This is a genomic window from Nonomuraea monospora (genome assembly GCF_039531895.1).
GTDB classification, from domain to species: Bacteria; Actinomycetota; Actinomycetes; order Streptosporangiales; family Streptosporangiaceae; genus Nonomuraea; species Nonomuraea monospora.
The window spans coordinates 17,031-37,550 of the sequence record NZ_BAAAQX010000011.1; the positions used below are offsets into that span (position 1 = coordinate 17,031).

The 20,520-nt window shown below is 71.5% G+C and carries 18 protein-coding genes; 8 read left to right on the forward strand and 10 right to left on the reverse strand.

The window, feature by feature from the left end; translation table 11 throughout:
• Positions 1-16: 16 nt before the first annotated feature.
• Both ABD331_RS22405 and ABD331_RS22410 read right to left on the reverse strand, forming a co-directional pair.
• Entirely contained in the window at positions 17-1,687 is a 1,671-nt protein-coding gene (locus ABD331_RS22405; protein ID WP_344477812.1) for a hypothetical protein, read from the reverse strand.
• Positions 1,684-2,706 carry a hypothetical protein gene (locus ABD331_RS22410; protein ID WP_344477814.1) on the reverse strand — a complete coding sequence of 341 codons (1,023 nt, stop codon included), beginning with the start codon at positions 2,704-2,706 and terminating at the stop codon, positions 1,684-1,686. Before ABD331_RS22410 ends, ABD331_RS22405 begins: the two co-directional genes overlap by 4 nt.
• Positions 2,707-3,019: 313 nt before the next feature.
• Here ABD331_RS22410 and ABD331_RS22415 point away from each other — a divergent pair, with 313 nt between their 5' ends.
• Positions 3,020-4,060, forward strand: a complete 1,041-nt coding sequence (locus ABD331_RS22415) for a PP2C family protein-serine/threonine phosphatase (RefSeq protein ID WP_344477815.1) — start codon at positions 3,020-3,022, stop codon at positions 4,058-4,060.
• 34 nt (positions 4,061-4,094) lie between these two features.
• Here the strand turns inward: ABD331_RS22415 and ABD331_RS22420 are convergent, their stop codons facing one another.
• Complete coding sequence (locus tag ABD331_RS22420; RefSeq protein WP_344477817.1) at positions 4,095-5,120, reverse strand: LacI family DNA-binding transcriptional regulator; 1,026 nt, start codon at positions 5,118-5,120, stop codon at positions 4,095-4,097.
• A gap of 117 nt (positions 5,121-5,237) precedes the next feature.
• Between ABD331_RS22420 and ABD331_RS22425 the strand changes: the two genes are divergently transcribed.
• Genes ABD331_RS22425 through ABD331_RS22445 form a run of 5 tightly spaced genes read left to right on the forward strand, consistent with a single transcriptional unit; the run spans position 5,238 to position 11,983 of the window.
• Complete coding sequence (locus tag ABD331_RS22425; RefSeq protein WP_344477819.1) at positions 5,238-7,259, forward strand: glycoside hydrolase family 127 protein; 2,022 nt, start codon at positions 5,238-5,240, stop codon at positions 7,257-7,259.
• Positions 7,260-7,291: 32 nt separating this feature from the next.
• Positions 7,292-8,998, forward strand: a complete 1,707-nt coding sequence (locus ABD331_RS22430; protein WP_344477821.1) for a CBM35 domain-containing protein — start codon at positions 7,292-7,294, stop codon at positions 8,996-8,998.
• 17 nt (positions 8,999-9,015) lie between these two features.
• Positions 9,016-10,248, forward strand: coding sequence for a sugar ABC transporter substrate-binding protein (locus ABD331_RS22435; RefSeq protein ID WP_344477823.1), 1,233 nt, complete (start codon positions 9,016-9,018; stop codon positions 10,246-10,248).
• On the forward strand, positions 10,245-11,180 hold the full coding sequence (locus ABD331_RS22440; RefSeq protein WP_344477825.1) for a carbohydrate ABC transporter permease: 936 nt from the start codon (positions 10,245-10,247) through the stop codon (positions 11,178-11,180). The genes ABD331_RS22435 and ABD331_RS22440 overlap by 4 nt, the downstream gene beginning before the upstream one ends.
• Positions 11,177-11,983 (forward strand): carbohydrate ABC transporter permease, encoded by an 807-nt coding sequence (locus ABD331_RS22445; protein ID WP_344477827.1) that lies wholly within the window; start codon positions 11,177-11,179, stop codon positions 11,981-11,983. The genes ABD331_RS22440 and ABD331_RS22445 overlap by 4 nt, the downstream gene beginning before the upstream one ends.
• 29 nt (positions 11,984-12,012) lie before the next feature.
• Here ABD331_RS22445 and ABD331_RS22450 read toward each other — a convergent pair whose 3' ends face one another.
• The 4 genes from ABD331_RS22450 to ABD331_RS22465 are packed head-to-tail and all read right to left on the reverse strand — an operon-like array spanning position 12,013 to position 15,525.
• Positions 12,013-13,026, reverse strand: coding sequence for an ABC transporter substrate-binding protein (locus ABD331_RS22450; protein WP_344477829.1), 1,014 nt, complete (start codon positions 13,024-13,026; stop codon positions 12,013-12,015).
• Entirely contained in the window at positions 13,023-13,841 is an 819-nt protein-coding gene (locus tag ABD331_RS22455) for an ABC transporter permease (protein WP_344477831.1), read from the reverse strand. The genes ABD331_RS22450 and ABD331_RS22455 overlap by 4 nt, the downstream gene beginning before the upstream one ends.
• Positions 13,838-14,608 carry an ABC transporter ATP-binding protein gene (locus tag ABD331_RS22460; protein WP_344477833.1) on the reverse strand — a complete coding sequence of 257 codons (771 nt, stop codon included), beginning with the start codon at positions 14,606-14,608 and terminating at the stop codon, positions 13,838-13,840. Before ABD331_RS22460 ends, ABD331_RS22455 begins: the two co-directional genes overlap by 4 nt.
• Positions 14,605-15,525, reverse strand: a complete 921-nt coding sequence (locus ABD331_RS22465) for a DUF6282 family protein (protein ID WP_344477834.1) — start codon at positions 15,523-15,525, stop codon at positions 14,605-14,607. The genes ABD331_RS22460 and ABD331_RS22465 overlap by 4 nt, the downstream gene beginning before the upstream one ends.
• Before the next feature lie 145 nt (positions 15,526-15,670).
• Here ABD331_RS22465 and ABD331_RS22470 point away from each other — a divergent pair, with 145 nt between their 5' ends.
• Complete coding sequence (locus ABD331_RS22470) at positions 15,671-16,297, forward strand: hypothetical protein (RefSeq protein ID WP_344477836.1); 627 nt, start codon at positions 15,671-15,673, stop codon at positions 16,295-16,297.
• A gap of 12 nt (positions 16,298-16,309) precedes the next feature.
• On the opposite strand, the gene ABD331_RS22475 is transcribed toward ABD331_RS22470, so the two are convergent.
• A complete protein-coding gene (locus ABD331_RS22475; RefSeq protein ID WP_344477838.1) occupies positions 16,310-17,518 on the reverse strand; it encodes an acyl-CoA dehydrogenase family protein in 1,209 nt (402 codons plus the stop codon).
• Between the two features lie 69 nt (positions 17,519-17,587).
• Positions 17,588-18,817: an MFS transporter gene (locus ABD331_RS22480; RefSeq protein ID WP_344477840.1), complete on the reverse strand. Its 1,230-nt coding sequence runs from the start codon at positions 18,815-18,817 to the stop codon at positions 17,588-17,590.
• Between the two features lie 85 nt (positions 18,818-18,902).
• On the opposite strand from ABD331_RS22480, the gene ABD331_RS22485 reads away from it, so the two are divergent.
• Positions 18,903-19,478, forward strand: a complete 576-nt coding sequence (locus ABD331_RS22485; protein WP_344477842.1) for a TetR/AcrR family transcriptional regulator — start codon at positions 18,903-18,905, stop codon at positions 19,476-19,478.
• 23 nt (positions 19,479-19,501) lie between these two features.
• Here ABD331_RS22485 and ABD331_RS22490 read toward each other — a convergent pair whose 3' ends face one another.
• The gene (locus ABD331_RS22490) at positions 19,502-20,428 is read right to left on the reverse strand and encodes a glucosyl-3-phosphoglycerate synthase (RefSeq protein WP_344477844.1); all 927 of its coding nucleotides are present in this window, start codon (positions 20,426-20,428) and stop codon (positions 19,502-19,504) included.
• Positions 20,429-20,520 lie beyond the last annotated feature (92 nt).

Below are 20,520 nucleotides of genomic sequence, written 5' to 3' on the forward strand. Positions count from 1 at the left end.
TTGACCACCAGCGGCTTCAGCGCGCCTCCGCCGCCGCCACGTCCACGGTGAAGGGGGCGGTGACTATGCGGTCGGCGGTGGCGTACTGGATCCAGGCGAGGTAGCGGCCCGGGGCGGGGAAGGTGAAGGTGAAGCGCACCCGCGATCCTGGGGTGCCCATCTCGTGGACGTGGCCGAAGAAGCCGCCGGTCTCGTCGCGGAGGAGCAGGTGGCCGGTCATGCCGAGCCACGGGCGGACACCGGGCGGGGTGTCCAGCTCGATGGTGGTGGGGCGGCCCGCGATGGGGGTGGCGGGCTGCAGGCGCGGTGTCGCAGACGTGGCGGGTGGCAGGCTCGGCGTGGCGGTGGCACCAGGATGCGGCGAGGCGGGCGTGGCGGGCTGCGGTGTGGCGATCGCATCAGGCTGCGGCGCGTCGGGCTGCGGTGAGGCGGGCGTGGTGGCGGGCGGTGAGGTGGCGGTGGTTGCCGCGACCTCGAAGTGTGCCGGGAGGAGTTGCCCGCCGGAGTCCTCCCGTTCCAGCTCGACGTACGCCAGGTAGCGGCCGGGCCGGTCGGCGCTCAGCCTGACCTCCAGCCGTCCGGGAGCGGTGCGCAGAGGATGGACGTGGCGGAAGTAGCGGCCGTCCTGGCTGGTCACGACCACGTGGGCGAGCGCCTCGTGGTGGGCGGTGAGGTCGTCCACGGGCCGCCCGGTGGAGCCGTCGATGAGATCCACCCGCAACGTGAACTCCTCCCCCGCCCCCGGCCGCGCGGGCACCGTCTCCACCCGGGACTGCACGTACGGACGCCCCTGCGCGGCAGTGGACGTGGGAGCTGCGCCGTCGGGCGGCGGGGCGGGGAGGCCGGGCTCGAACACGATCACCATGGCGGCCACCGTCACCCCGGCGGCGGCGCCGGCGGCCAGCGCCATCGCCCTGCCCGGACGGGCGGTCGCGCCGGTGAGCAGGCCGCCGACCAGCAGCATCGCGGCCAGGAACAGGCCGCCGTAGATGAGCAGCTCACCCATCGACTCGCGTTCGACCAGCACGCGGAACGGGATCACCGCCGTCTCGTCCCCCGCACGCAACGTCAGCTCGTGCGGGCCCGTCCGTTCCACCCTGAGCTGTGTGTACGCGGGATCGGCCGCCGCCTGGGCGGCACCGGTCACCGAGTGGCCGTCCTCGACCGAGCGGATCTGCAGGCTGACGGGCAGGCCAGAGACCGGCTGGTACGCGATGACGCCGACGCTCAGCGGCCCCGGCACCCGGGACGTCCCCTTGATCACCACCGTCACCTCGGCCCCGGCGATGGTCTGCGCGATCCGCAGATCCGCCCCCGCCGTGACGGTGTGCGCCGAGGCGGGGGCGGCCGGCCCGAGCACCGCGCCGGCCGCCGCCACCACAAGAGCTGCGGCCGGCCGCAACACTCGGGCGGCAAGCCACGAAGAACGGACGGGCCCTGGAGCACGCCCGACGAGCCACACCGTACGGACGGCGGGCCCTGGAGTGCGCCCGGCGAGCCGCAGCGTACGCACGGCGGCCCATGGAGCACGCCCGGCGAGCCGCAGCCTACGCACGGCGGCCCATGGAGCACGCCCGGCGAGCCGCAGCGTGCGCACGGCGGGCTCTGGGGCCGAAGCGGCGAGCCGTGGAGTGCGGGCGGCGGGCCCTGGAGCGCCGGCGGCGAGCCGTGGAGTGCGATGGATCATGCCCGCCCGGCGTCGATGGCGCCCGTCGCGGCGACCGCGTTGGGCAGGAACAGCGCCCCGAGCGCCAGCCCGATCAGCCCGGCGATGACCGGCGCCCCGGTCCACAACTCGGGCACGGCGGGCAGCCCACCAGCCGCGACCGACGAGATCCCGATGTAGAGCGTCCAGGTGGCGAACGCCGACAGCCCGGCGAACGCCCAGTAGGCGCCACGCCGCTCCCCCGACGGCCGCAGCCACCGGATCAGCAGGTCGCTGACGAGCCCGGCGACGACGAACGACACCAGCACCGGCACGTTCTGGAACTCCGTCTGGGCCCCCGGCATGAGCACGGCGATCGTGTACATGACGGTGACCGAGCCGAACGGCAGCACCCACCGGCGCGCCAGCAGCAGCACGGGGCTGAGGACGACGACGTTGGTGATGACCATGGCCAGGGCGAGCCGGTCGGCGCCCGGGTCGTCCACGGAGGAGAACGCCTCGACGATGCGGGCGGAGCGGTACTGCATGGCGTCGCCGTACGAGAGGAAGAGCGACACCAGGGTGGTGGCGAACGCGAGCCCGATCAGCGCGGGCAGCAGCCGGCCGAGTGTCGGGCGGGCGCCCACGTCGGGGGCGTTCCACACGGAGCGGAGCGGTGTGGTGATGATGAGGAGCATCGTCACGATGAGCCCCAGATGTGAGGGGCTGAAAAGAATGTCGAGGCTCGTTTCGATGCCCAGAATGGTGTGCCACATCATGTCGGCGAATCCGAAGGCGGCGAACGCGGGGATGGCCACCAGCCCGGCGAGATATCCCGTGGGCACGGCCGCCAGCCCCTGCCTGCCGTCGCGCACGTTCCGCCACACCTGCCAGAGGATCCAGCCGGAGACCACCGCGAACCCCGAGTAGAACACCGCGTGCCACGGGGTGAAGAACGTCTCCAGCTCCGTCAGATTGGTGTGTGCCCAGGCGTCGATCATCAGCCCGACCCCGAACCACACCCCGAGCAGCGCCGTCACCAGGTCAGTTCTGGGGGACACCCATCCTCGGGGCTGCCCCGAATCCACCAGTAATCGCCGGATGCCGGCGTCGGCCAATGCCACGTTGCTGACTCCTTTCCGTCAGAGTGAATCTATCTATATCGAGCGGAGAGAAGGACCAGAAAAACGGCATGCGGATTTCACGGTGCGTACCGGCACGAACACGTTTCATCGAATGTCCGGCATATCCTGTATATGGCGTCGAAGCGTATTCGGGGAATCACGTAGAGCCGGACGCCCGGCCTCACGGGTTGAGAACGGTGGGTTTCCTGCGGGATGCTGGGACGTCGGATGATGTTCACTCGGGGGTCGGATGAGGTCACTGCGAATCCTGCGCTGGCTGCCCTTCGTCGTCATGCTCGGGGTCGCCCTCACCGACCTGCTGGCCGGTGAGAACCTCGTCTTCCTGCCGCTGCTCACCCTCGGCCCCGCCTTCGCGTCCGTGTCGGGCGGCGTGCGCCGCACCGCCGCCGTCGGCGCCGTCGCGCTGGCGCTCTGCGTGCCCATGGCCGTCTACAACGACCTGCTGTTCACCTTCGAGAACAACCTCACGGTCATCAGCATCGTGGGCGTGACGGCGGCCAGCATGCTGGCCAGCCGCCTGCGCCTGCGGCGTGAGCGCGAGCTGGCCAGCGTCCGGCAGGTCGCGGAGGCCGCGCAGCGCGTCCTGCTGCGGCCCGTGCCCCGGCGGGCGGGAGACCTGCGGGTGGCGCTGTCGTACACCTCCGCGGCGGCCGAGGCCCAGATCGGCGGCGACCTGTACGAGATCGTCACGACCCCGCGCGGCGTCCGGCTGCTCATCGGCGACGTGCAGGGCAAGGGGCTGGCGGCGGTGGAGACGGCGGCGTGGGTGCTGGGGGCGTTCAGGGAGGCCGCCTACGACCAGCCCGACCTGGCCGACATCGGCGAACGGCTGGAGGCCAGCCTGGCCCGGCACCTCGGCGGGGAGCAGTTCGTCACCGCGATCATCGCCGAGATCCACGAGTCCGAGATGACGCTGGTCAACTTCGGGCATCCGGCGCCCCTGCTCATCCTGCGCGACGGCGCGCTCCACGCCGCCGAACCACCCGACCCGGGGCTGCCACTGGGGCTGGGGGCGATGGAGCCGGCGGCGGTCAAGGAGCATCGGGTGCCGTTCGGGGCCGGGGATCGGATCCTGTTCTACACCGACGGGGTCATCGAGGCGCGCAACGGGCGCGGGGAGTTCTATCCGCTGGAGGAGCGGGTGTCGTTGTTGCGGCGGGACGAGCCGCAGGCGGGGCTGGACGCGTTGCGGGCCGATCTGGTGCAGCACACGGGCGGGCCGCTGCTGGACGACGCGGCGATGTTGCTGCTGTACCGGCCGGGCGACTGACCCCCTGCCCTCGCCCGTGCGGGTGAGGGCGTCGTCACAGGTCGGGCACCAGCGGGACGGTCGTGGACTCCCGGACCACGAGGTGGCACGGCCGGGCGTGCCGTCCCGGCGAAGGGGTGCCGTTGATGGCGGCGAGCAGCATCTCGGCGGCCGTCCTGCCCAGCCCTTCCAGGTTCATGTCCACGCTGGTCAGCGGCGGCTGGCAGGCCTCGGCCATGACGTCCCAGTTGTCGTACCCGATCAACGCCACCTCGCCGGGCACCCGCCGCCCGACGGCCCGCAGCGCGTCGGCGACGCCGCGCGCGATCTGGTCGCTGCCGCAGAAGACGGCGTCGAACGAGGTGCCGCCCGCCAGCAGCATCCCCACGGCCTGCCGCCCCCAGGCCTCGCTCCACGCGCCGAACAGCGGCGGCCCCGCCAGGGCGAGTCCCGCGTCGGTGAGCCGCTGGACGGCGGCGGCCGAGCGCACGCGGGCGGAGTGGTGGTGCTCGGGCCCCGTCACGTGCGCCACGCGGGTGCGGCCGATGGCGAGCAGGTGTTCCACGGCCTTGCGCGCCCCGCCTTCCTCGTCGGGCACGACGGAGCAGTCGGCGGGGTCGGTCGAGCTGATGAAGGCGTAGACGACGGGCACGGGCAGGCGGGCGGCGATCGGCGCGCGCGCCTCGGTGCGGCGGCCCGTGACGATGATGCCGTCCACGCGCCGGCTGAGCAGCGTCTTGACGTGGTACTGCTCCCGGATCGGGTCGTCGCGCCCGTCGCACAGGAACACCGACATCTGCCCCGCGCCCAGCGCGTCCTCGGCGCCCATCAGCACCGGGATGCTGAACCGGCCGATGGTGTCCGTGGTGATCATGCCGACGGTGTACGTGCGGCCCGAGTGCAGGCTGCGGGCGCCGGCGTTCACCTCGAAGTTGAGCTGCCTGGCGGCGTCCCTGACCCGGGTGCGGGTCTCCTCGCGCAGGGACCCGCGCCCGTTGAGCGCCTTGGAGGCCGTGCCCACCGACACCCCGGCGAGCGCCGCGACGTCGGCGATCGTCGCGTGACGCTCCAATTTCCCCATACTTTCCTCCGCTTTCCTAACACCTTGCCCATCGCCACTCTACCTCCCGTTGACTCCAGCAATCCGGCGTTGCTAGCTTGAGGCAAACCTTTTCCTAACTTTCCAAGAGAGAGCTGGATGACTGCGCCGAAACCCTCAGGCAACCCCTTGGCGACCCGTGCCGCCGGCCCGGCCACCCCCGGCCCTGGCGCGCTGCACCCGCTCGGGCTGGACCACGTGCGGCTGGACGACGGCGGGCTGCTCGGGCAGTGGCGGCGGCGCAACGCCGGGCAGACGCTGCCGCACTGCGTCGAACGGTTGGAGAGCAGCGGCAACCTCGGCAACCTGCGGGCCGCGGCCGGGGAGACCGGCGAGGAGTTCGCGGGCATGTGGTTCGCCGACTCCGACGTGTACAAGACCCTGGAGGCGGCCCTGTGGGAGCTCGCCGCCCCCGGCGCAGGCCCGGGGCTGCGGGACCTGGCCGCCACCGACGCGGACCCGGGCCTGGAGGACGTCGCGGGCGACCCTGGCCTGCGCAAGTTCGTCGACGACACCGTCGCGCTGCTCGCCCGCGCCCAGCACCCCGACGGCTACCTCAACTCCTACTTCACCCTCACCGAGCCGGACCAGCGCTGGCTCAAGCCGGTCTGGAGCCACGAGCTCTACTGCGCCGGCCACCTCATCCAGGCCGCCGTGGCCGCGGGCCGCACCGGCGCCTGCCCGGAGCTGGTCGCGGTGGCCAGGCGCTTCGCGGACCTGCTGGTCGAGCGGTTCTCGCAGGTGGAGGAGGTGTGCGGGCACCCGGAGATCGAGACGGCGCTTACCGAGCTGTACCGGCTCACCGCGCACCGCCCCTACCTCGACCTGGCCAGGCGCTTCCTCCACCTGCGCGGCCGCGGCCTGCTGGAGCAGGGCCGCTTCGGCCCGCGCTACCACCAGGACCACGTGCCGCCGCGCGAGGCCACAGAGGTGACCGGTCACTCGGTGCGCCAGCTCTACCTGCTGGCGGGCATGGTGGATGTCGCGGTGGAGACGGGCGACGAGGCGCTGATGGCGGCGTCCCGCCGGTTGTGGGACGACGCCGTCGGCACCAGGACGTACGTGACCGGCGCCCACGGCTCCCGCCACCGCGACGAGGCGTACGGCGACCCGTACGAGCTGCCGGCCGACCGCGCGTACGCCGAGACCTGCGCCTCGATCGCCGCCTTCCACGTGAGCTGGCGCCTGCTGCTGGCCACCGGCGAGGCCAGGTACGCCGACGAGATGGAGCGCGTGCTGCACAACGCCGTCGCCGCGGCCGTCTCCGAGGACGGCAGGCACTTCTTCTACTCCAACCCCCTGCACCTGCGCACCGGCCACACCAACGCGGGCGAGGAGTCGGCGGGCCACCGCCTGCCCTGGTACTCGTGCGCCTGCTGCCCGCCGAACATCGCCCGCCTGATGGCCTCGCTGCCCGCCTACCTGGCCACCGGCGACGCGTCCGGCCTGCAGCTCCACCTGTACGCCGCCGCGACGATCGAGGCGGGCCCGGCCACGGTGCGGGTGCGTACGGACTATCCGTGGCAGGGCCGGGTGGAGCTCACCGTGAGCGCGCCCGACCAGTGGACGCTGGCGCTGCGCGTGCCGTCCTGGTGCTCCTCCTTCAGCGTGCTGATCGACGGCGAGCCCGCCCGCGCGTCCGTGGACGCCGGCTACCTCCGCCTGTCCAGGGCGTGGGGCGAGGGCACGAGCGTCGTGCTGGACCTGGGCATGCCTGTCAGGCAGGTGCGCCCGCACCCGCGCGTTGACGCGGTGCGCGGCTGCGTCGCACTGGCGCGCGGCCCGCTCGTCTACTGCCTGGAACAGCACGACCTGCCCGACGGCGTGGTGCTGGAGGACGTCCGCCTCGACACCGACGCCCCGCTCCAAGCGCGCCAAGCCACCGCCGCCCCGCTCCAAGCCACCGCCGCCGCCCTCGAAGCCACCGGTGACAACAGCCACCCCGTGGTGATCACCGCGTCCGGAAAGACCCTCGACGTCACGAACGCCCCTCTCTACACCACCGACCGGCGCCCGACCGGCGCCGCCCCGCTCCAGCTCACCGCCGTCCCCTACTTCCTGTGGGGCAACCGCAGCCAGGGCCCGATGCGGGTCTGGCTCCCCACGACCGGCACGCCATGACAGAACCCCTCTAGATCGAGCGAGGTACGAACGTGTCCACCCCCCGGCCGAAGCGAACCGCCGCCGTCTTACTCACCGCCGCCCTGCTCGCCTGCGGGTCACCGGCGGCCCCCGCCCACGCGGCGGGCGCGACCCTCACCGTGGACGTCGCCCGCCCGTTCCGCCCGGTCACGCACGCCGCCTCGGGCGGCCTGTACGGCCTGGCGGAGAACTCCAGACCGGCGGACTCGACGCTGCTGCCGATCAAGGTCAACTCGCTGACGCAGCCCGCTCCTGGCGTCGGCCAGCGTCCCAACGGCCAGCCGCCCGGCGGCGACTCCCTGCTCATCGCCCCGCAGGCCACCCGCGTCGGCGCGGGCCAGTTCATCAGGATGCCGGACATCTACCCCGACTTCCCCTACCGGTGGGTGAGCTGGGACGACTGGCTGGCCAAGGTGGACACCATGGTCAGGGCCAGGCTGAACGCGACCACGGTCACGAACGTGATCGGCTGGGAGCTCTGGAACGAGCCCGACTACACCTGGAACACGGCGGCGGCGGGCGGCTTCAACGACGGCTGGGTGCGTACGCACCGGGCCGTGCGCGCCCTCGACCCGCTGACCCCGATCGTCGGCCCGAGCGCGGCGGTCTACAACCGCTCCTGGATGCAGGCGTTCCTGACCCGCGCCAGGGACACCGGCACGCTGCCGGACGTCATCTGCTGGCACGAGCTGCAGGACCCGGCCAGGATCGCCTCGGACATCGCCGACTACCGCAACCTGGAGGCGTCGCTGGGGATCAGCCCGCGCCGCCTGTCGATCAACGAGTACGCCGCCCCGGCCGAGGTGGACGTGCCGGGCCGGATCGCCAGCTACGTGGCCAAGCTGGAGCGCGGCGGCGCGGAGTCGGCGCACCGCGCCTTCTGGTACGAGTACGGCACCATGAACGGCCTGGTCGTGAACAACAGCCAGCCGACGGGCACGTGGTGGCTGTACAAGTGGTACGGCGACATGGCCGGCGGCATGCTGACCACGACCCCGAGCACCCAGACGGGCCTGGACGGCTTCGCCTCCTACGACGGCACCCGCCGGATCGTGAACGTGGTGTTCGGCAACGAGGCGGGCACCAACACGGTCAATCTGACCGGTCTCGGCGCGCTCGGCTCCTCGGTGCGCGTCACGCTGCTGTCCACACCGTCGAGCGGCCGGTTCACCGCCGTGACGACGCCGGCGACGGTCTCGACCACGACCAGGACGGTCAGCGGTGGGCAGCTCAGCGTGTCCGTGCCGGACATGGTGGCCACCAGCGCCTACCAGCTCGTCGTCGAGCCGGCCTCCGGCGTGCCCGCCTACCAGCAGCGTTACGAGGCGGAGAACGCGTCGGTGTTCCGCGCCGAGCGGCTGAGCGCCGCGAGCGCGTCGGGCGGCGGGTACGTGGGCCGCATCGACAACGCTGGCACGCCACGCACCGACAGCTACGTCGACTTCGTGGTCAACGTGCCGGCCGCCCGCGCGTACACCATGACGATCGGCTACGCCAACGGCACCGGCGCCACCGCCACGCAGGGGCTGGCCTACAACGGCGGCGCCTGGAGCACGGTCAGCTACCCGCCGACCGCCGGGTGGGGCCAGTTCGGCGCCACGGTCGCCACCGCCGTCACGCTCCGCGCAGGCTACAACGTGATCCGCCTGGCCAAGGGCTCGCCGTACTTCGCGGGCGGCACCGGTTACGCCGAGCTGGACTACATCCAGCTCACCTGAGAGAGGAATCAACCGACATGGCGAGCTTCGTCCCCCGGGCGGCCTGCCTGGCCCTGGCCGCCGTCACCCTGGCGGCCTGCGGCTCCACACCTGACGCACCGGCCGCGACGAGCACCGCGTACACGATCTGGGACCCCTACCCGCAGTTCGACAAAAGCTCGGACTGGGTGAAGCTCCTGGACACCTGCGGCACCGAGGCCGGCGTGAAGGTGGAGCGCACCGGCTTCGACACCACGGACCTGACGAACAAGGCGCTGCTGGCCGCCCAGCAGGGCAACCCACCCGACGTGCTGATCGTGGACAACCCGGTGGTCTCCACGCTGGCCGAGGCGGGCATGCTGACCACGACAGAGGAGACCAGGACGGACACCTCCTCGATCGCGCCGAACCTGCTGGCCGCCGGGCAGACGGGCGGCAAGACGTACGGCGTCCCGATCGGCGCCAACACCCTGGCGCTCTACTACAACAAGGCGGTGCTGGACGAGGCCGGCGTGGACCCGGCGTCGGTCAAGGACTGGGCGACGCTGACGGCGGCGCTGGAGAAGGTGAAGGCGTCGGGCAAGAAGGGCATCACGTTCTCGGCGATCGGCACCGAGGAGGGCAGCTTCCAGTTCCTGCCCTGGTTCTGGGGCGCGGGCGCGAACCTGACCAAGCTGGACTCCGCCGAGGGCGTCGCGGCGGTGACGCTGTGGGCCGACTGGGTGAAGAAGGGGTACGCGCCCAACTCCGTCATCGGCAACACCCAGACGACGAGCTGGCAGGAGTTCGCCACCGGCGACTTCGCCTTCGGCGAGAACGGCACCTGGCAGCTCGCCAACGCCAAGAAGACCGGTTTCGAGTACGGCATCATCCCCATCCCGGCCAAGGCGGGCGGCACCGCGCCCGCGCCGACGGGTGGCGAGTTCGTCAGCGTGCCCGTGCAGGCCGACACGGGCCGCTACGCCACCTCGCAGAAGCTGGTGGCCTGCCTGACCAGCGCCGGCAACGCCTACACCACCGACACGACGCTGTCGTACATCGCCGCGACGGAGGCGGTGCAGGCCAAGCAGGTCGCCGCGAACGAGGAGCTGACGGTGTGGGTGGAGGCGGTCAAGGCCGCCAAGGGCCGCACCAGCGACAACCTCGGCACCAAGTACCCGAAGATCTCCGAGCCGATGTGGGGCGCGGTGCAGGCGGCGCTGAGCGGGTCGAAGCCGCCGCAGGAGGCGATGGCGGCGGCGCAGCAGGCGGCGGCGAGCGCCGTCCGATGAGCACCCGCATCCCGATGGCCCTGGACCGCCCGGCGGCCAGGGCCCGTCGGGCCCCGCGCCGCAGGTCGGGGCAGTGGGCGGCGTGGGCGTTCCTCGCCCCCGTCGTGCTCTACCTGCTGCTGTTCTACGCCTACCCGCTGTTCAGGAACGTGGAGCTGAGCCTGCGCAGCTACACCGTGCGCTCGTTCGTCCAGGGCGACGCGCCGTTCGCCGGGTTCGCCAACTACGCCGAGGTGTTCGCCGACGCGACGTTCTGGCCCGCGCTGTGGCACACGGTGGTGTTCACGGTGGTCTCGCTGGTCTTCCAGTTCGCCATCGGGCTGGCGCTGGCTCTGTTCTTCACGAAGAACTTCCGGCTGTCGGCCACGCTGCGGGCGTTGTTCCTGGTGCCGTGGCTGCTGCCGCTGATCGTGTCGGCCTCGACCTGGTCGTGGATGCTCAACAGCGACTCCGGCGTGGTCAACGCGGCGCTGACCTGGCTCGGCCTCGGGCCGGTGAACTGGCTGACCTCGCCGGACTGGGCGCTGTGGTCGGTGACCATCGCCAACATCTGGATCGGCATCCCGTTCAACCTGGTCGTCCTCTACAGCGGGCTGCAGGCCGTCAGCCCGGACATCCACGAGGCCGCCGCCCTGGACGGGGCGGGCGCCTGGCAGCGGTTCAGCAAGGTGACGTTCCCGCTGCTGCGCCCGGTGTCGGCGATCACGCTGCTGCTCGGGCTGGTCTACACGCTGAAGGTGTTCGACCTCATCTGGATCATGACCAAGGGCGGGCCGAGCGGGGCGTCCACCACGTTCGCCACCTGGTCCTACCGGCTGGGCTTCGGCAACCTGGTGCCCTCCTTCGGGCCGGGCGCCGCCGTCGGCAACCTGCTCATCGTGATGGCGCTGGTGTTCGGGCTGGTGTACGTGAGGAGGCGGTCCCTGGCATGAGCCGCGTCAAGACCGCGATCGGCCTGCTGCTGACGGCCGTGATGTTGTTCCCGGTCTACTGGATGATCAACGTGTCGTTCACCCGGGACACCGACCTGCGCAAGTCGCCCCCCGACTGGTTCCCCGTCAACGGCACCCTGGACGGCTACCGCACGGTCCTGGACCAGCAGCTCCCCTACCTGGGCACCAGCCTGGCCGTCGGGCTCGGCACGGTGGCGCTGACCCTGGCCGTGGCCGCGCCCGCCGGGTACTCGCTGTCCAGGCTGCGTCCGCGCGGCGGCCGGGCGCTGAGCTTCGTGCTGCTGGTGGCGCAGATGATCCCGGGGATCATCATGGCGATGGGCTTCTACGCCATCTTCCTCAACACCGGCCTGCTCAACACCGTGCCCGGCCTCATCGTGGCCGACTCCACGCTGGCCGTGCCGTTCGCGGTGCTGATCTTCACCGCCTTCATGTCGGGCATCCCCGAGGAGCTGCTGCAGGCGGCGCGCACCGACGGGGCGGGGGTGGTGCGCACGTTCGTCTCGATCGTGCTGCCCGTCTCCCGCAACTCGATCATCACGGTGTCGCTGTTCGCGTTCCTGTGGGCGTGGTCGGACTTCATCTTCGCCTCCACGCTCGACCAGGGCGGCGACCACCAGCCGATCACGCTCGGCATCTACCACTACATCGGCAACAACAACCAGGAGTGGAACGCCATCATGGCCACCGCCGTGGTGGCCTCCGTCCCGGCGACCGTCCTGCTCGTCATCGCCCAGCGCTACGTCGCCGCCGGCGTCACCGCCGGCGCGGTGAAGGACTAGCCACGCATGTCAGGACCGCCGTTCAGCGTTCAGGTGTCCGCCCGCAACGCGAAGTGCACGATCCTCTCGTACGCGGGCAGGTGCCTGACCAGCCCGGTGACCCGGTGGAAGGCGATGGCCGTGTCGAACGACGCCCGCGAGAAGCCGATGCCCTCCGGGATCTCCGTGCGCATCAGCTCGGGCAGCTCGGCCAGCGCCCTGGGGTCGATGCCCTTGAGATAGGCCGTCAGCAGCTTGACGATCTCCTCCGGCGGGGCCTGGTGGATGTGCCGCTGGGCCCGGCCGAGGGCGCGCTGGAAGGCGGCGACCTCGCGGGGTTTCTTGTCGATGATCCGCTGGGTGGTGAACACGACGCCGTGCGCGGTCCGTTCCAGCCCCGGCACGTCGCCGGCGGCGGGCGAGATGTAGCGGGTGCCGATGCCGGCCGCGGCGGCCTGCTGCGCGATGGGCTGGAAGAAGGCGAGCGCGTCCACCCGGCCGGCCTTCAGCGCGCCCAGCGCCGAGGCGGCGGTGCTGCCGAGGTTGACCAGCTCGCAGTCGGTGGCGGGGTTCAGGCCGGTCCTCGCGAACAGGTAGGTGACCAGCGCCTCGGTGCCGCTGCCCGGCCCGGTGATGCCGATCTTCTTGCCGCGCAGGGCGCGGATGCGCGCGTCGAGCGGGTCGGACGGGGACGCCCCGGCGAACGAGGTGCCGACCACCACGTCCACGTAGTAGCGGTCCACCAGGTTGGCGACCAGCCTGCCCTTGTCGTCGATCCTGGCCAGGTTGAGCGCGTCCGTCATCACCCCTGCGCCCAGGTCGATGCTGCCCGACTTGAGGGCCGCCGCCACCTTCGCGCCGGTGCCCAGCCGGGGCCGCTCGCCCAGCTTGACCCCCTCCTGGGTGAAGTAGCCGTTCTGCTCGGCCACGAACAGCGGGAAGAAGGCGATGGAGTTGCTGATCTGGCCGACGTTCAGCACGCCGGGCGGCGTGGTCGAGGTGCGTTGCGCGCAGCCGGTCAGCGCCAGCGCCAGGGCGGCCAGGATCGCGGCGGTCCGCCTCACTGCCTGGCCTCCATCGGCTTCCACCGGCCGGCCCTGCGGTCCAGCAGGCCGACGAGCAGGTTGAGCAGGGCGGCGATCACGCTGAGCACGACGAGCGTGGCGAACACGCCGGCGGTGTCGAACTGGGCGGCGGCGTCGTTGATCAGGTAGCCGAGCCCCCGGTTGGAGGCCACCAGCTCGCCGATCACGGCGCCGATCAGCGCGTACGGGATGGCCACCTTGAGCCCGGTGAGCAGCCCCGTCATGGACGACGGGACGACCACCTTGACCATGATGGTGCGCCGGCCGCCGCCCATCAGGCGGACGGCGTCGATGAGGCCCCTGTCCACCTCGCGCACGCCCGCGGCCGTGTTGAGGAAGACCAGGAAGAACACGGTGGCGGCGGCCAGCAGCACCTTCATGTGCATGCCGATGCCGAACCAGACGATGAACAGCGGCGCCAGCGCCACCTTCGGGATCGCGTACAGGGCCATCACGAACGGGTCGAGCACCCGGTAGAGCGCCCGTACGGAGGCCACCAGGAAGCCGGACAGCGCGCCGGCGACCGCGCCGACGAGGAACCCGTACACCACCTCCTGCACGGTGATCCAGGTGTTGGACCAGAGCGTGCCGTCCTGGTTCCACTGGACCAGGCGGGTCCAGATGTCGCTCGGGCGGCTGGTGAAGGTGAGGTCGAACCACCGCTCGGCGGTCAGCTCCCACACCACCAGCAGCGCCACGACCAGCAGGGCCCGGATCGACCACACCGTGGCGGTGCCGCCGTGCCTGTTCCACCAGCTCCTGTCGAGCCTGACCGTCTGGATGGTGGCGGTCATCGGGCTCCCTCCCGCAGCGCCTGGCTCAGCTCGCGGTGCAGGGCCACGAACTCCGGGTCCACCCGCAGCTCGTCGGCGTCCCTTGGCCTGGGCAGGCCGATCGGCCGGTCGAGCACGACGCGGCCGACCCGGCCGAGCACCACGACGCGGTCGCCGAGCAGCAGCGCCTCCTCGATGTCGTGCGTCACGAACACCACCGTCTGCCCGCTCTCCCCCCACAGCCGCAGCAGCTCCGCCTGCAGCTCGGCGCGGAGCTGGGCGTCGAGGGCGCCGAACGGCTCGTCCATGAGCAGCGTCTCCGGATCGCCCGCCAGCATCCTGGCCAGGCTGACCCGGCGGCGCATGCCGCCGGACAGCTCGCGCGGGTAGTGCCGCTCGAACCCCTGCAGCCCGACCTTCTCGATCAGCTCGGCCGCGCGTTCCCTGCGCCGCTGGGCGGGCACGCCGCCGATCTCCAGGGGCAGCTCGACGTTCCTGTGCACGCTGCGCCACGGCATGAGCGTGTCGGACTGGGTGAGGTAGCCGACCTCGGTACGCGGCCCGGCGACCGGCCTGCCCCGGTAGGCGATCGTGCCGGAGGTGGGCGTGGTCAGGCCGGCGAGCAGGTTGAGTACGGTCGACTTGCCGCAGCCGCTGCGGCCCAGCACGGTGACGAAGCCGCCCTGCGCGATCTCCAGGTCGAGGTCGCGCACGGCCACGATGCCGAGGTCGTCCTTGACGAACTGCTTGGTGAGGCCGCTCACCTCGATGACGGCGGGGGCGCTCATGCCGCGCCCGCCAGGCGGCGGGAGTTGTCCACGGCCATGGTGCGCACGTCCTTGTCGGTGAAGCCTTCGGCCAGCAGCCGGTCGGCGAGCAGGGCCAGACCGTCCTCCACCGGCGGGTTGAACGGCTGGCCGAGGTCGCTGGAGAGCACGGAGTGCTCGGGGCCCGCGGCTTCGATGTTCGCGAGCCAGGTCTGCCAGGAGATCTTGCCGCTGTGCGGGGTGGTGAAACAGCGCTCCAGCAGGGCGCCCTTGGCGGCCAGCGCCCGCTGCCGGTCCACGGCGACGCGCTGGGAGGTGAACTCGGGATGGGTGATCACGATGCGCCGCACGCCCGCCGCCACGGCCGCGTCCACGACGGTGTCGATCTCGCCGGCGCTGAGGTGGCCGGTGGCGAGCGTCAGGTCGTGCTCGGCGATCAGCCGCAGCACCTGCCGGGTGCGTTCGAGCACGCCGCCGCCTGGCGCGACGACCTCCACCGGGTCGGCGGCCATGCCCGCTTCGCGCAGCTCGTCCTGGAGGCGGGCCCACATGGGCGGGGTGGCCCCTTGGGGGTCGGCGGCGGTGCAGGCCCGCTGGTTCGCGCTGTCCACGGTGGGCAGCCAGACGACCTGCGCGCCGCCGCGGGCGGCGATCTCGACGGCGATCGGGTTCATGCCGCCGACGGAGGCGTTGAGGGTGATGGCGCCGACCGCGCCGAAGCCGGGGACCGCCGCGCGGACCACCGCGGCGCGCTCCGCTGTGGGGACGTAGTGGGACTTGAGGACGAAGCCGGCGAGCCCGACCTCGGCGAAGCGGGCCGCGAGCGTCAGGTCGTCGATCCGCCTGCGCATCACGTCGGGTGCCACGTGGATGTGGCAGTCGTAGGCGCCCGCGACCAGGTCACGGGCTCGTGCGGAGGGTTTGGGATGATCGGGCATGCCTGTCTCCCATGTGTTGCCGTACTACCCCAGAGATTGTTAACAATTTCGGCGACAACCGTCAACAATCTTCACAAGCCGCGTCCAAGCCGGTTCCCAGAAGGACTGCCTAGCTTTCTCTCATCGGCCACGACCAAGGAGAGACATGCGCACCACCAGACCGGCTCAGCTCCTCGCCGCGATCACGCTCGCCACCACGGGTTTCATCAGCGTCCCCGGCGCCGCGTGGGCCTCGGCGGAGCCCATCACCCAGGACTTCCAGACCTCCAGCGGCAGCATCGGCGCGCTGAACCACAAGACCGTGACGCTCAAGTGCCCGTCCACGCTGCCCTACATCGTCAGTTTCGGCGCCAGCACGGAGATCAACTCCGACGGGGACGAGTCGCACACGCACCTCATCGACGCGACGGCCAACGAGGCCAACCGGTCGGTGTCGGTGAGCTTCACCAACTCGGAGCCGCTGAACACCAAGCCGCCGGCCGACGTCTCCATCAAGCTCCACGTGACCTGCTCCAACGTCAAGCCGCCGCAGCCGCCCTCGGTTCACTTCACCAAGAACGTGACCGTGCCGATCCTGGGCACCTTCTCGTCGTTCGTGATCTGCCCGGTGAGCCATCCCAAGCTCGTGCAGACGCACGAGGGCCACGACTCCAACGTGACGCTGACCAAGCTGAACAACGTCCCCGGGAGCATCGGCGGCGGCGCCACGTGGGAGAACAACGACGGCTTCGCCCCGCATCCGGCCTGGGTCCGGGTGTACTGCACGACCTGACCCTCAGCGTCCTCAGCGGACCGGCAGCCCCGTGACCGCCCGGCCGATGATCAGCCGCTGGATCTCGCTCGTCCCCTCGAAGATCGTATAAATCTTGGCATCCCGGTGGAAGCGCTCCACCGGATGCTCCCTGGTGTACCCGGCCCCGCCCAGGATCTGGATCGCCTGCTCGGTCACCCACACCGCCGTCTCCCCCGCCACCAGCTTCGACATCGACCCCTCGGCCTGCTCGAACTGCCTGCCGTTGCGGGCCATCCAGGCGGCCCGCCAGGTGAGCAGCCGGGCCACGTCCACCCGCGTGGCCATCTCGGCGAGCAGGAACGCGATGGCCTGGTTCTCGCCGATCCTGCGGCCGAACTGCTCGCGCTCGCGCGCGTAGTCCCTGGCGTACTCGAAGCCGGCGCGGGCGATGCCCACCGCCATCGCGGCCACCGACGGGCGGGTGGTCTCGAACGTGCGCATCGCCGCCTGCTCGCCCGCCCGCTCCCCCTTCCGTACGCGCGCCAGCCTGGCCTCCAGCTTCTCCGGACCGCCGAGCAGGCACGAGCCGGGCACCCGCACGTCCTCCAGGACGACCTCGGCCGTGTGGGAGGCGCGGATGCCGTGCTTGCGGAACTTCTGCCCCATCGACAGCCCGGGGGTGCCCGGCGGGATGACGAACGACGCCTGCCCCCGGGTGCCCAGCGCCGGGTCCACCGCCGCGACGACCACGTGGACGTTCGCGATGCCGCCGTTGGTGGCCCAGGTCTTGACGCCGTTGAGCACCCAGTCGCCGCCGTCGCGGACGGCGCGGGTGCGGATGGCGCCGACGTCGGAGCCGGCGTCGGGCTCGGACGCGCAGAACGCGCCCAGCTTGACGTCGTTCTCCGTGCCGAACATCTGCGGCAGCCACTCCCCCATCTGCTCGGGGGTGCCGTTGGCGGCCAGCGCCGCGGCGGCCAGGCCGGTGCCGGTGATCGACAGGCCGATGCCGGCGTCGCCCCAGAAGATCTCCTCGAACGCCGCCGGCAGCGCCAGCCCGCTCTCCTCGAACCACTGCGTGGCGAAGAAGTCGAGCGAGTACAGCCCGATCTTGGCCGCCTCCTGGATGACCGGCCAGGGGGTCTCTTCGCGTTCGTCCCATTCGGCGCCCGCGGGGCGGATCACGTCGCGGGCGAACGCGTGCACCCAGTCACGCACCTGCACGACGTCGTCGCTCGGCTCCGGGCAGAACCCCGCCATGTGCCCCCCTTAGGTTACCGGTGGTAACACCTTACCGGCCGGTAGCGCGCCACCGGAACGCCTCGCCTCTCATTCCTGGACGGCCTTTCGCCCCGTCCAGGTGGAGACCAGGACGAAGAGGGCGGACAGCGCCATGCCGGTCGCGAGGCCGTACATGAGCGGGGTGAAACCGCCGAACGCGGCGGCCACCTGCGGGCCGGCGCTGCCGCCGACCGCGAGCGCGGCGGAGAACAGCGCCAGCGCCGTGCCGCGTGCCTGGCCCGCCTCGGCGGAGATCGACTCGTTCATGCTGGGCAGGCCGCCGGTGATGGCGGCGACGTACAGGGCGAGCAGGAGCACCAGGACGGCGGTGCCGGTGAAGCCGATGACGGCGAGCGTGAGCGCGGCGGCCCCCATGAACACGATCGCCCTGGTGGTCCTGCGGATCCTGGCCAGCCAGGGCATGAGCAGCGGCATCAGCACGATCGACGGGAGGCCGGCGGCGCGCAGGGCGAGGAGCTCGGACGGGGAGCTGACGCCGTAGATCTGCAGGCCGGTGTAGACGGCGACGAAGCCGGCCATGAGCATGATCGTGGCCAGGTACCGCAGGGTCAGCACGCGGTGGACGAGGAGGCCGGGCAGCGGCCGGTAGGCGGAGAGCAGGGATCCGAGCGCCCGGCGCGGCGCACGCTCGGGGTCGGCCTCCGCCCTGGGCAGGTCGGGCAGCATGACCGCGCGCACGCCCAGCGCGGCGAGGACGAACCCGGCCGCCGAGAGGCCGAACAGCCCGCGCCAGCCGATCACGTCCACCAGGAGCTGGGCGGCGACCTGCAGCACCACGGCGGAGGCGAGGAACGCCCCGGTCACCGCCGCGATGGCGACCACCCGGCGGCGCGGCTCCAGCCGCTCTCCGAGGTACGCCATCCCGGCGGGCGGGAACATCGCCACCGCGATCCCCTGCACCGCCCGCAGCCCCATCGCCACCTCGGGCGACGGGCTCAAGGCGACCAGCGCCGTCGTCAGCGCGGCGAGCGGGAGCCCGATCGTCAACAATCTGCGCCGCCCATAGCGGTCGGAAAGCGGCCCGAACACCAGGAATCCGATGCCGTAGCCGATGCCGAACGCGGTCACCAGCCACGTCAGCCCGCCGGGCGAGGTTCCCCAGCCGGTGGCCATGTCGTGCAAAAGGGGGATCACCACGTACAACTGGCCGCTGACCAGGACGGCGGTGAGAGTGAAGGCCGTCATCGTGCTGGCGAAGGGGGCGGTGGCGGGGGTCGGCGGCCGTAGCCGTGGGGTGCGGGAAAGCGTGAGTGTCATGAGGCCGGACGCTAGCCAACCAACCGGTTGGATGTCAACTGTTCAGTTGGTTTGCAACCAACCGGTTGGTGGCTAAGATGTCGTCATGGCACCCAAGGTCTCGACCGCCGCCACCCGCGCCGCCCTGCTGGAGGCCGCGCGGGAGGAGTTCGCCGCGTACGGGGTGGCGGGCGCGCGCGTGGATCGCATCGCCGAGCGCGCCGGCGTCAACAAGGAGCGCATCTACGGGCACTTCGGCAGCAAGGAGAAGCTGTTCGACGCGGTCATCACGGAGGCGCTCGACGACCTGACCACCCAGATCGCCCTGCCCGGAGCCGATCCCGTCGAGTACGTGGCCCAGTTGACCGACTACTACCGCTCGCATCCCGACACCGTCCGGCTGCTGATGTGGGAGGCGCTCAACTACCGGGGGCCGGAGCTGCTGGAAGGCCAGGAGACGCGGGTGGAGCGGTGCGGTCGCAAGAAGGCGTCGCTGGCCGAGGGGCTGGGTGAGACGGAGCCGTCCAGCGCGACCGCCCGGCTGTTGTTCATGCTGACGGGGCTGGCGCTGTTCCCGGCGATGATGCCGCAGCTCGGGCGGATCATCCTGCGTGACGCGGCCGACGATCACGACGCCATCCGCGACCAGATCGCCGCCTTCGTCGCCGCCGCCCTGAAGTGACGCCTTGGCCGGTTCCCGGCCGGTCAGGCGTCGATGGTGAGCATCGGCGGGCGTTCGCCGATCCCGACGTCCCTGATCAGCACGTCGTGCCCGTCCTGCCCCCTGCGGAACTGGGCCAGCCGCACCGACGGCTCCTCGAACGCCCGGATCTTCCCCTGCCGCTCCAGCCGCGACCAGGCGGCGAGCATGATCTGCCCCGCCATCCCTCCCAGCGCCTCCGTGGACTGCGGGGCGTGCTCGCGCGAGCCCAGGTCCACCTGCGCGAACGCGTCCAGGCCCGCCAGCTCCAGCAGATCGATCAAGAGCCCCAGCTCTACCCCGTATCCGGTCACGAAGGGCACCCGTTCCAGGGCTGAGCGCCGCCCCGCGTACTCCCCCGCCAGCGGTTGCACGAAACCCGCCAGCTCGGGCCAGTGCAGGTTGATCAGTGGCCGGGCGACCAGCTCCGTGACGCGCCCGCCGCCGTTGCCCGCCCCGTTGAGCGGACGGTCATAGCACCCCTTCGTGTACGCCACGGTCGGGTCGCCCAGCAGCGGCCCGAGCACGCCAAGCACCAACGAAGCACGAAATTTCCGGATATCGGCGTCCACGAACACCAGCACGTCCCCCGACGTGACGGCCAGCGACTTCCACAGCGCCTCCCCCTTGCCGTCGAGCGGCTTGAACTGCGGCAGGATCTCGTCCTGGGCGTGCACCCTGGCCCCCGCCCGGGCCGCCACCAGCGCGGTGTCGTCGGTGGAACGTGAGTCGATGACGACGAGCTCGTCCACGAGCCCGCCCAGCTCCCGCCGGATCACCTTGACGATCTCCCCGACGGTCTCCCGCTCGTCGCGAGCCGGGAGCACCACGCTGACGGTGGTCTCTCCCTTGGCGGCCAGCAGGTCCCGCAGTGGCCAGTCCCCGGCGGACGAAGTACGGCGCCGCAACCAGCCGTGCACTTCAGGCAGCATGCGACACTTCCCCCCGAATCCCCATATTTCAGCATTTGTCCGGTGTCGCTCCCCTCCCCCTATCTACCCTCCCCGGGGAAGCGCCCACCGCC

Excerpts from the sequence above, each read along its gene's own strand:
- ABD331_RS22435 (WP_344477823.1), top strand. The coding sequence starts at position 9,016 with ATGGCGAGCTTCGTCCCCCGGGCGGCCTGCCTGGCCCTGGCCGCCGTC.
- ABD331_RS22405 (WP_344477812.1), bottom strand. The coding sequence starts at position 1,687 with ATGATCCATCGCACTCCACGGCTCGCCGCCGGCGCTCCAGGGCCCGCC.
- ABD331_RS22415 (WP_344477815.1), top strand. The coding sequence starts at position 3,020 with ATGAGGTCACTGCGAATCCTGCGCTGGCTGCCCTTCGTCGTCATGCTC.
- ABD331_RS22440 (WP_344477825.1), top strand. The coding sequence starts at position 10,245 with ATGAGCACCCGCATCCCGATGGCCCTGGACCGCCCGGCGGCCAGGGCC.
- ABD331_RS22480 (WP_344477840.1), bottom strand. The coding sequence starts at position 18,817 with ATGACACTCACGCTTTCCCGCACCCCACGGCTACGGCCGCCGACCCCC.
- ABD331_RS22470 (WP_344477836.1), top strand. The coding sequence starts at position 15,671 with ATGCGCACCACCAGACCGGCTCAGCTCCTCGCCGCGATCACGCTCGCC.
- ABD331_RS22425 (WP_344477819.1), top strand. The coding sequence starts at position 5,238 with ATGACTGCGCCGAAACCCTCAGGCAACCCCTTGGCGACCCGTGCCGCC.
- ABD331_RS22485 (WP_344477842.1), top strand. The coding sequence starts at position 18,903 with ATGGCACCCAAGGTCTCGACCGCCGCCACCCGCGCCGCCCTGCTGGAG.
- ABD331_RS22455 (WP_344477831.1), bottom strand. The coding sequence starts at position 13,841 with ATGACCGCCACCATCCAGACGGTCAGGCTCGACAGGAGCTGGTGGAAC.
- ABD331_RS22460 (WP_344477833.1), bottom strand. The coding sequence starts at position 14,608 with ATGAGCGCCCCCGCCGTCATCGAGGTGAGCGGCCTCACCAAGCAGTTC.
- ABD331_RS22490 (WP_344477844.1), bottom strand. The coding sequence starts at position 20,428 with ATGCTGCCTGAAGTGCACGGCTGGTTGCGGCGCCGTACTTCGTCCGCC.
- ABD331_RS22420 (WP_344477817.1), bottom strand. The coding sequence starts at position 5,120 with ATGGGGAAATTGGAGCGTCACGCGACGATCGCCGACGTCGCGGCGCTC.
- ABD331_RS22475 (WP_344477838.1), bottom strand. The coding sequence starts at position 17,518 with ATGGCGGGGTTCTGCCCGGAGCCGAGCGACGACGTCGTGCAGGTGCGT.
- ABD331_RS22465 (WP_344477834.1), bottom strand. The coding sequence starts at position 15,525 with ATGCCCGATCATCCCAAACCCTCCGCACGAGCCCGTGACCTGGTCGCG.
- ABD331_RS22445 (WP_344477827.1), top strand. The coding sequence starts at position 11,177 with ATGAGCCGCGTCAAGACCGCGATCGGCCTGCTGCTGACGGCCGTGATG.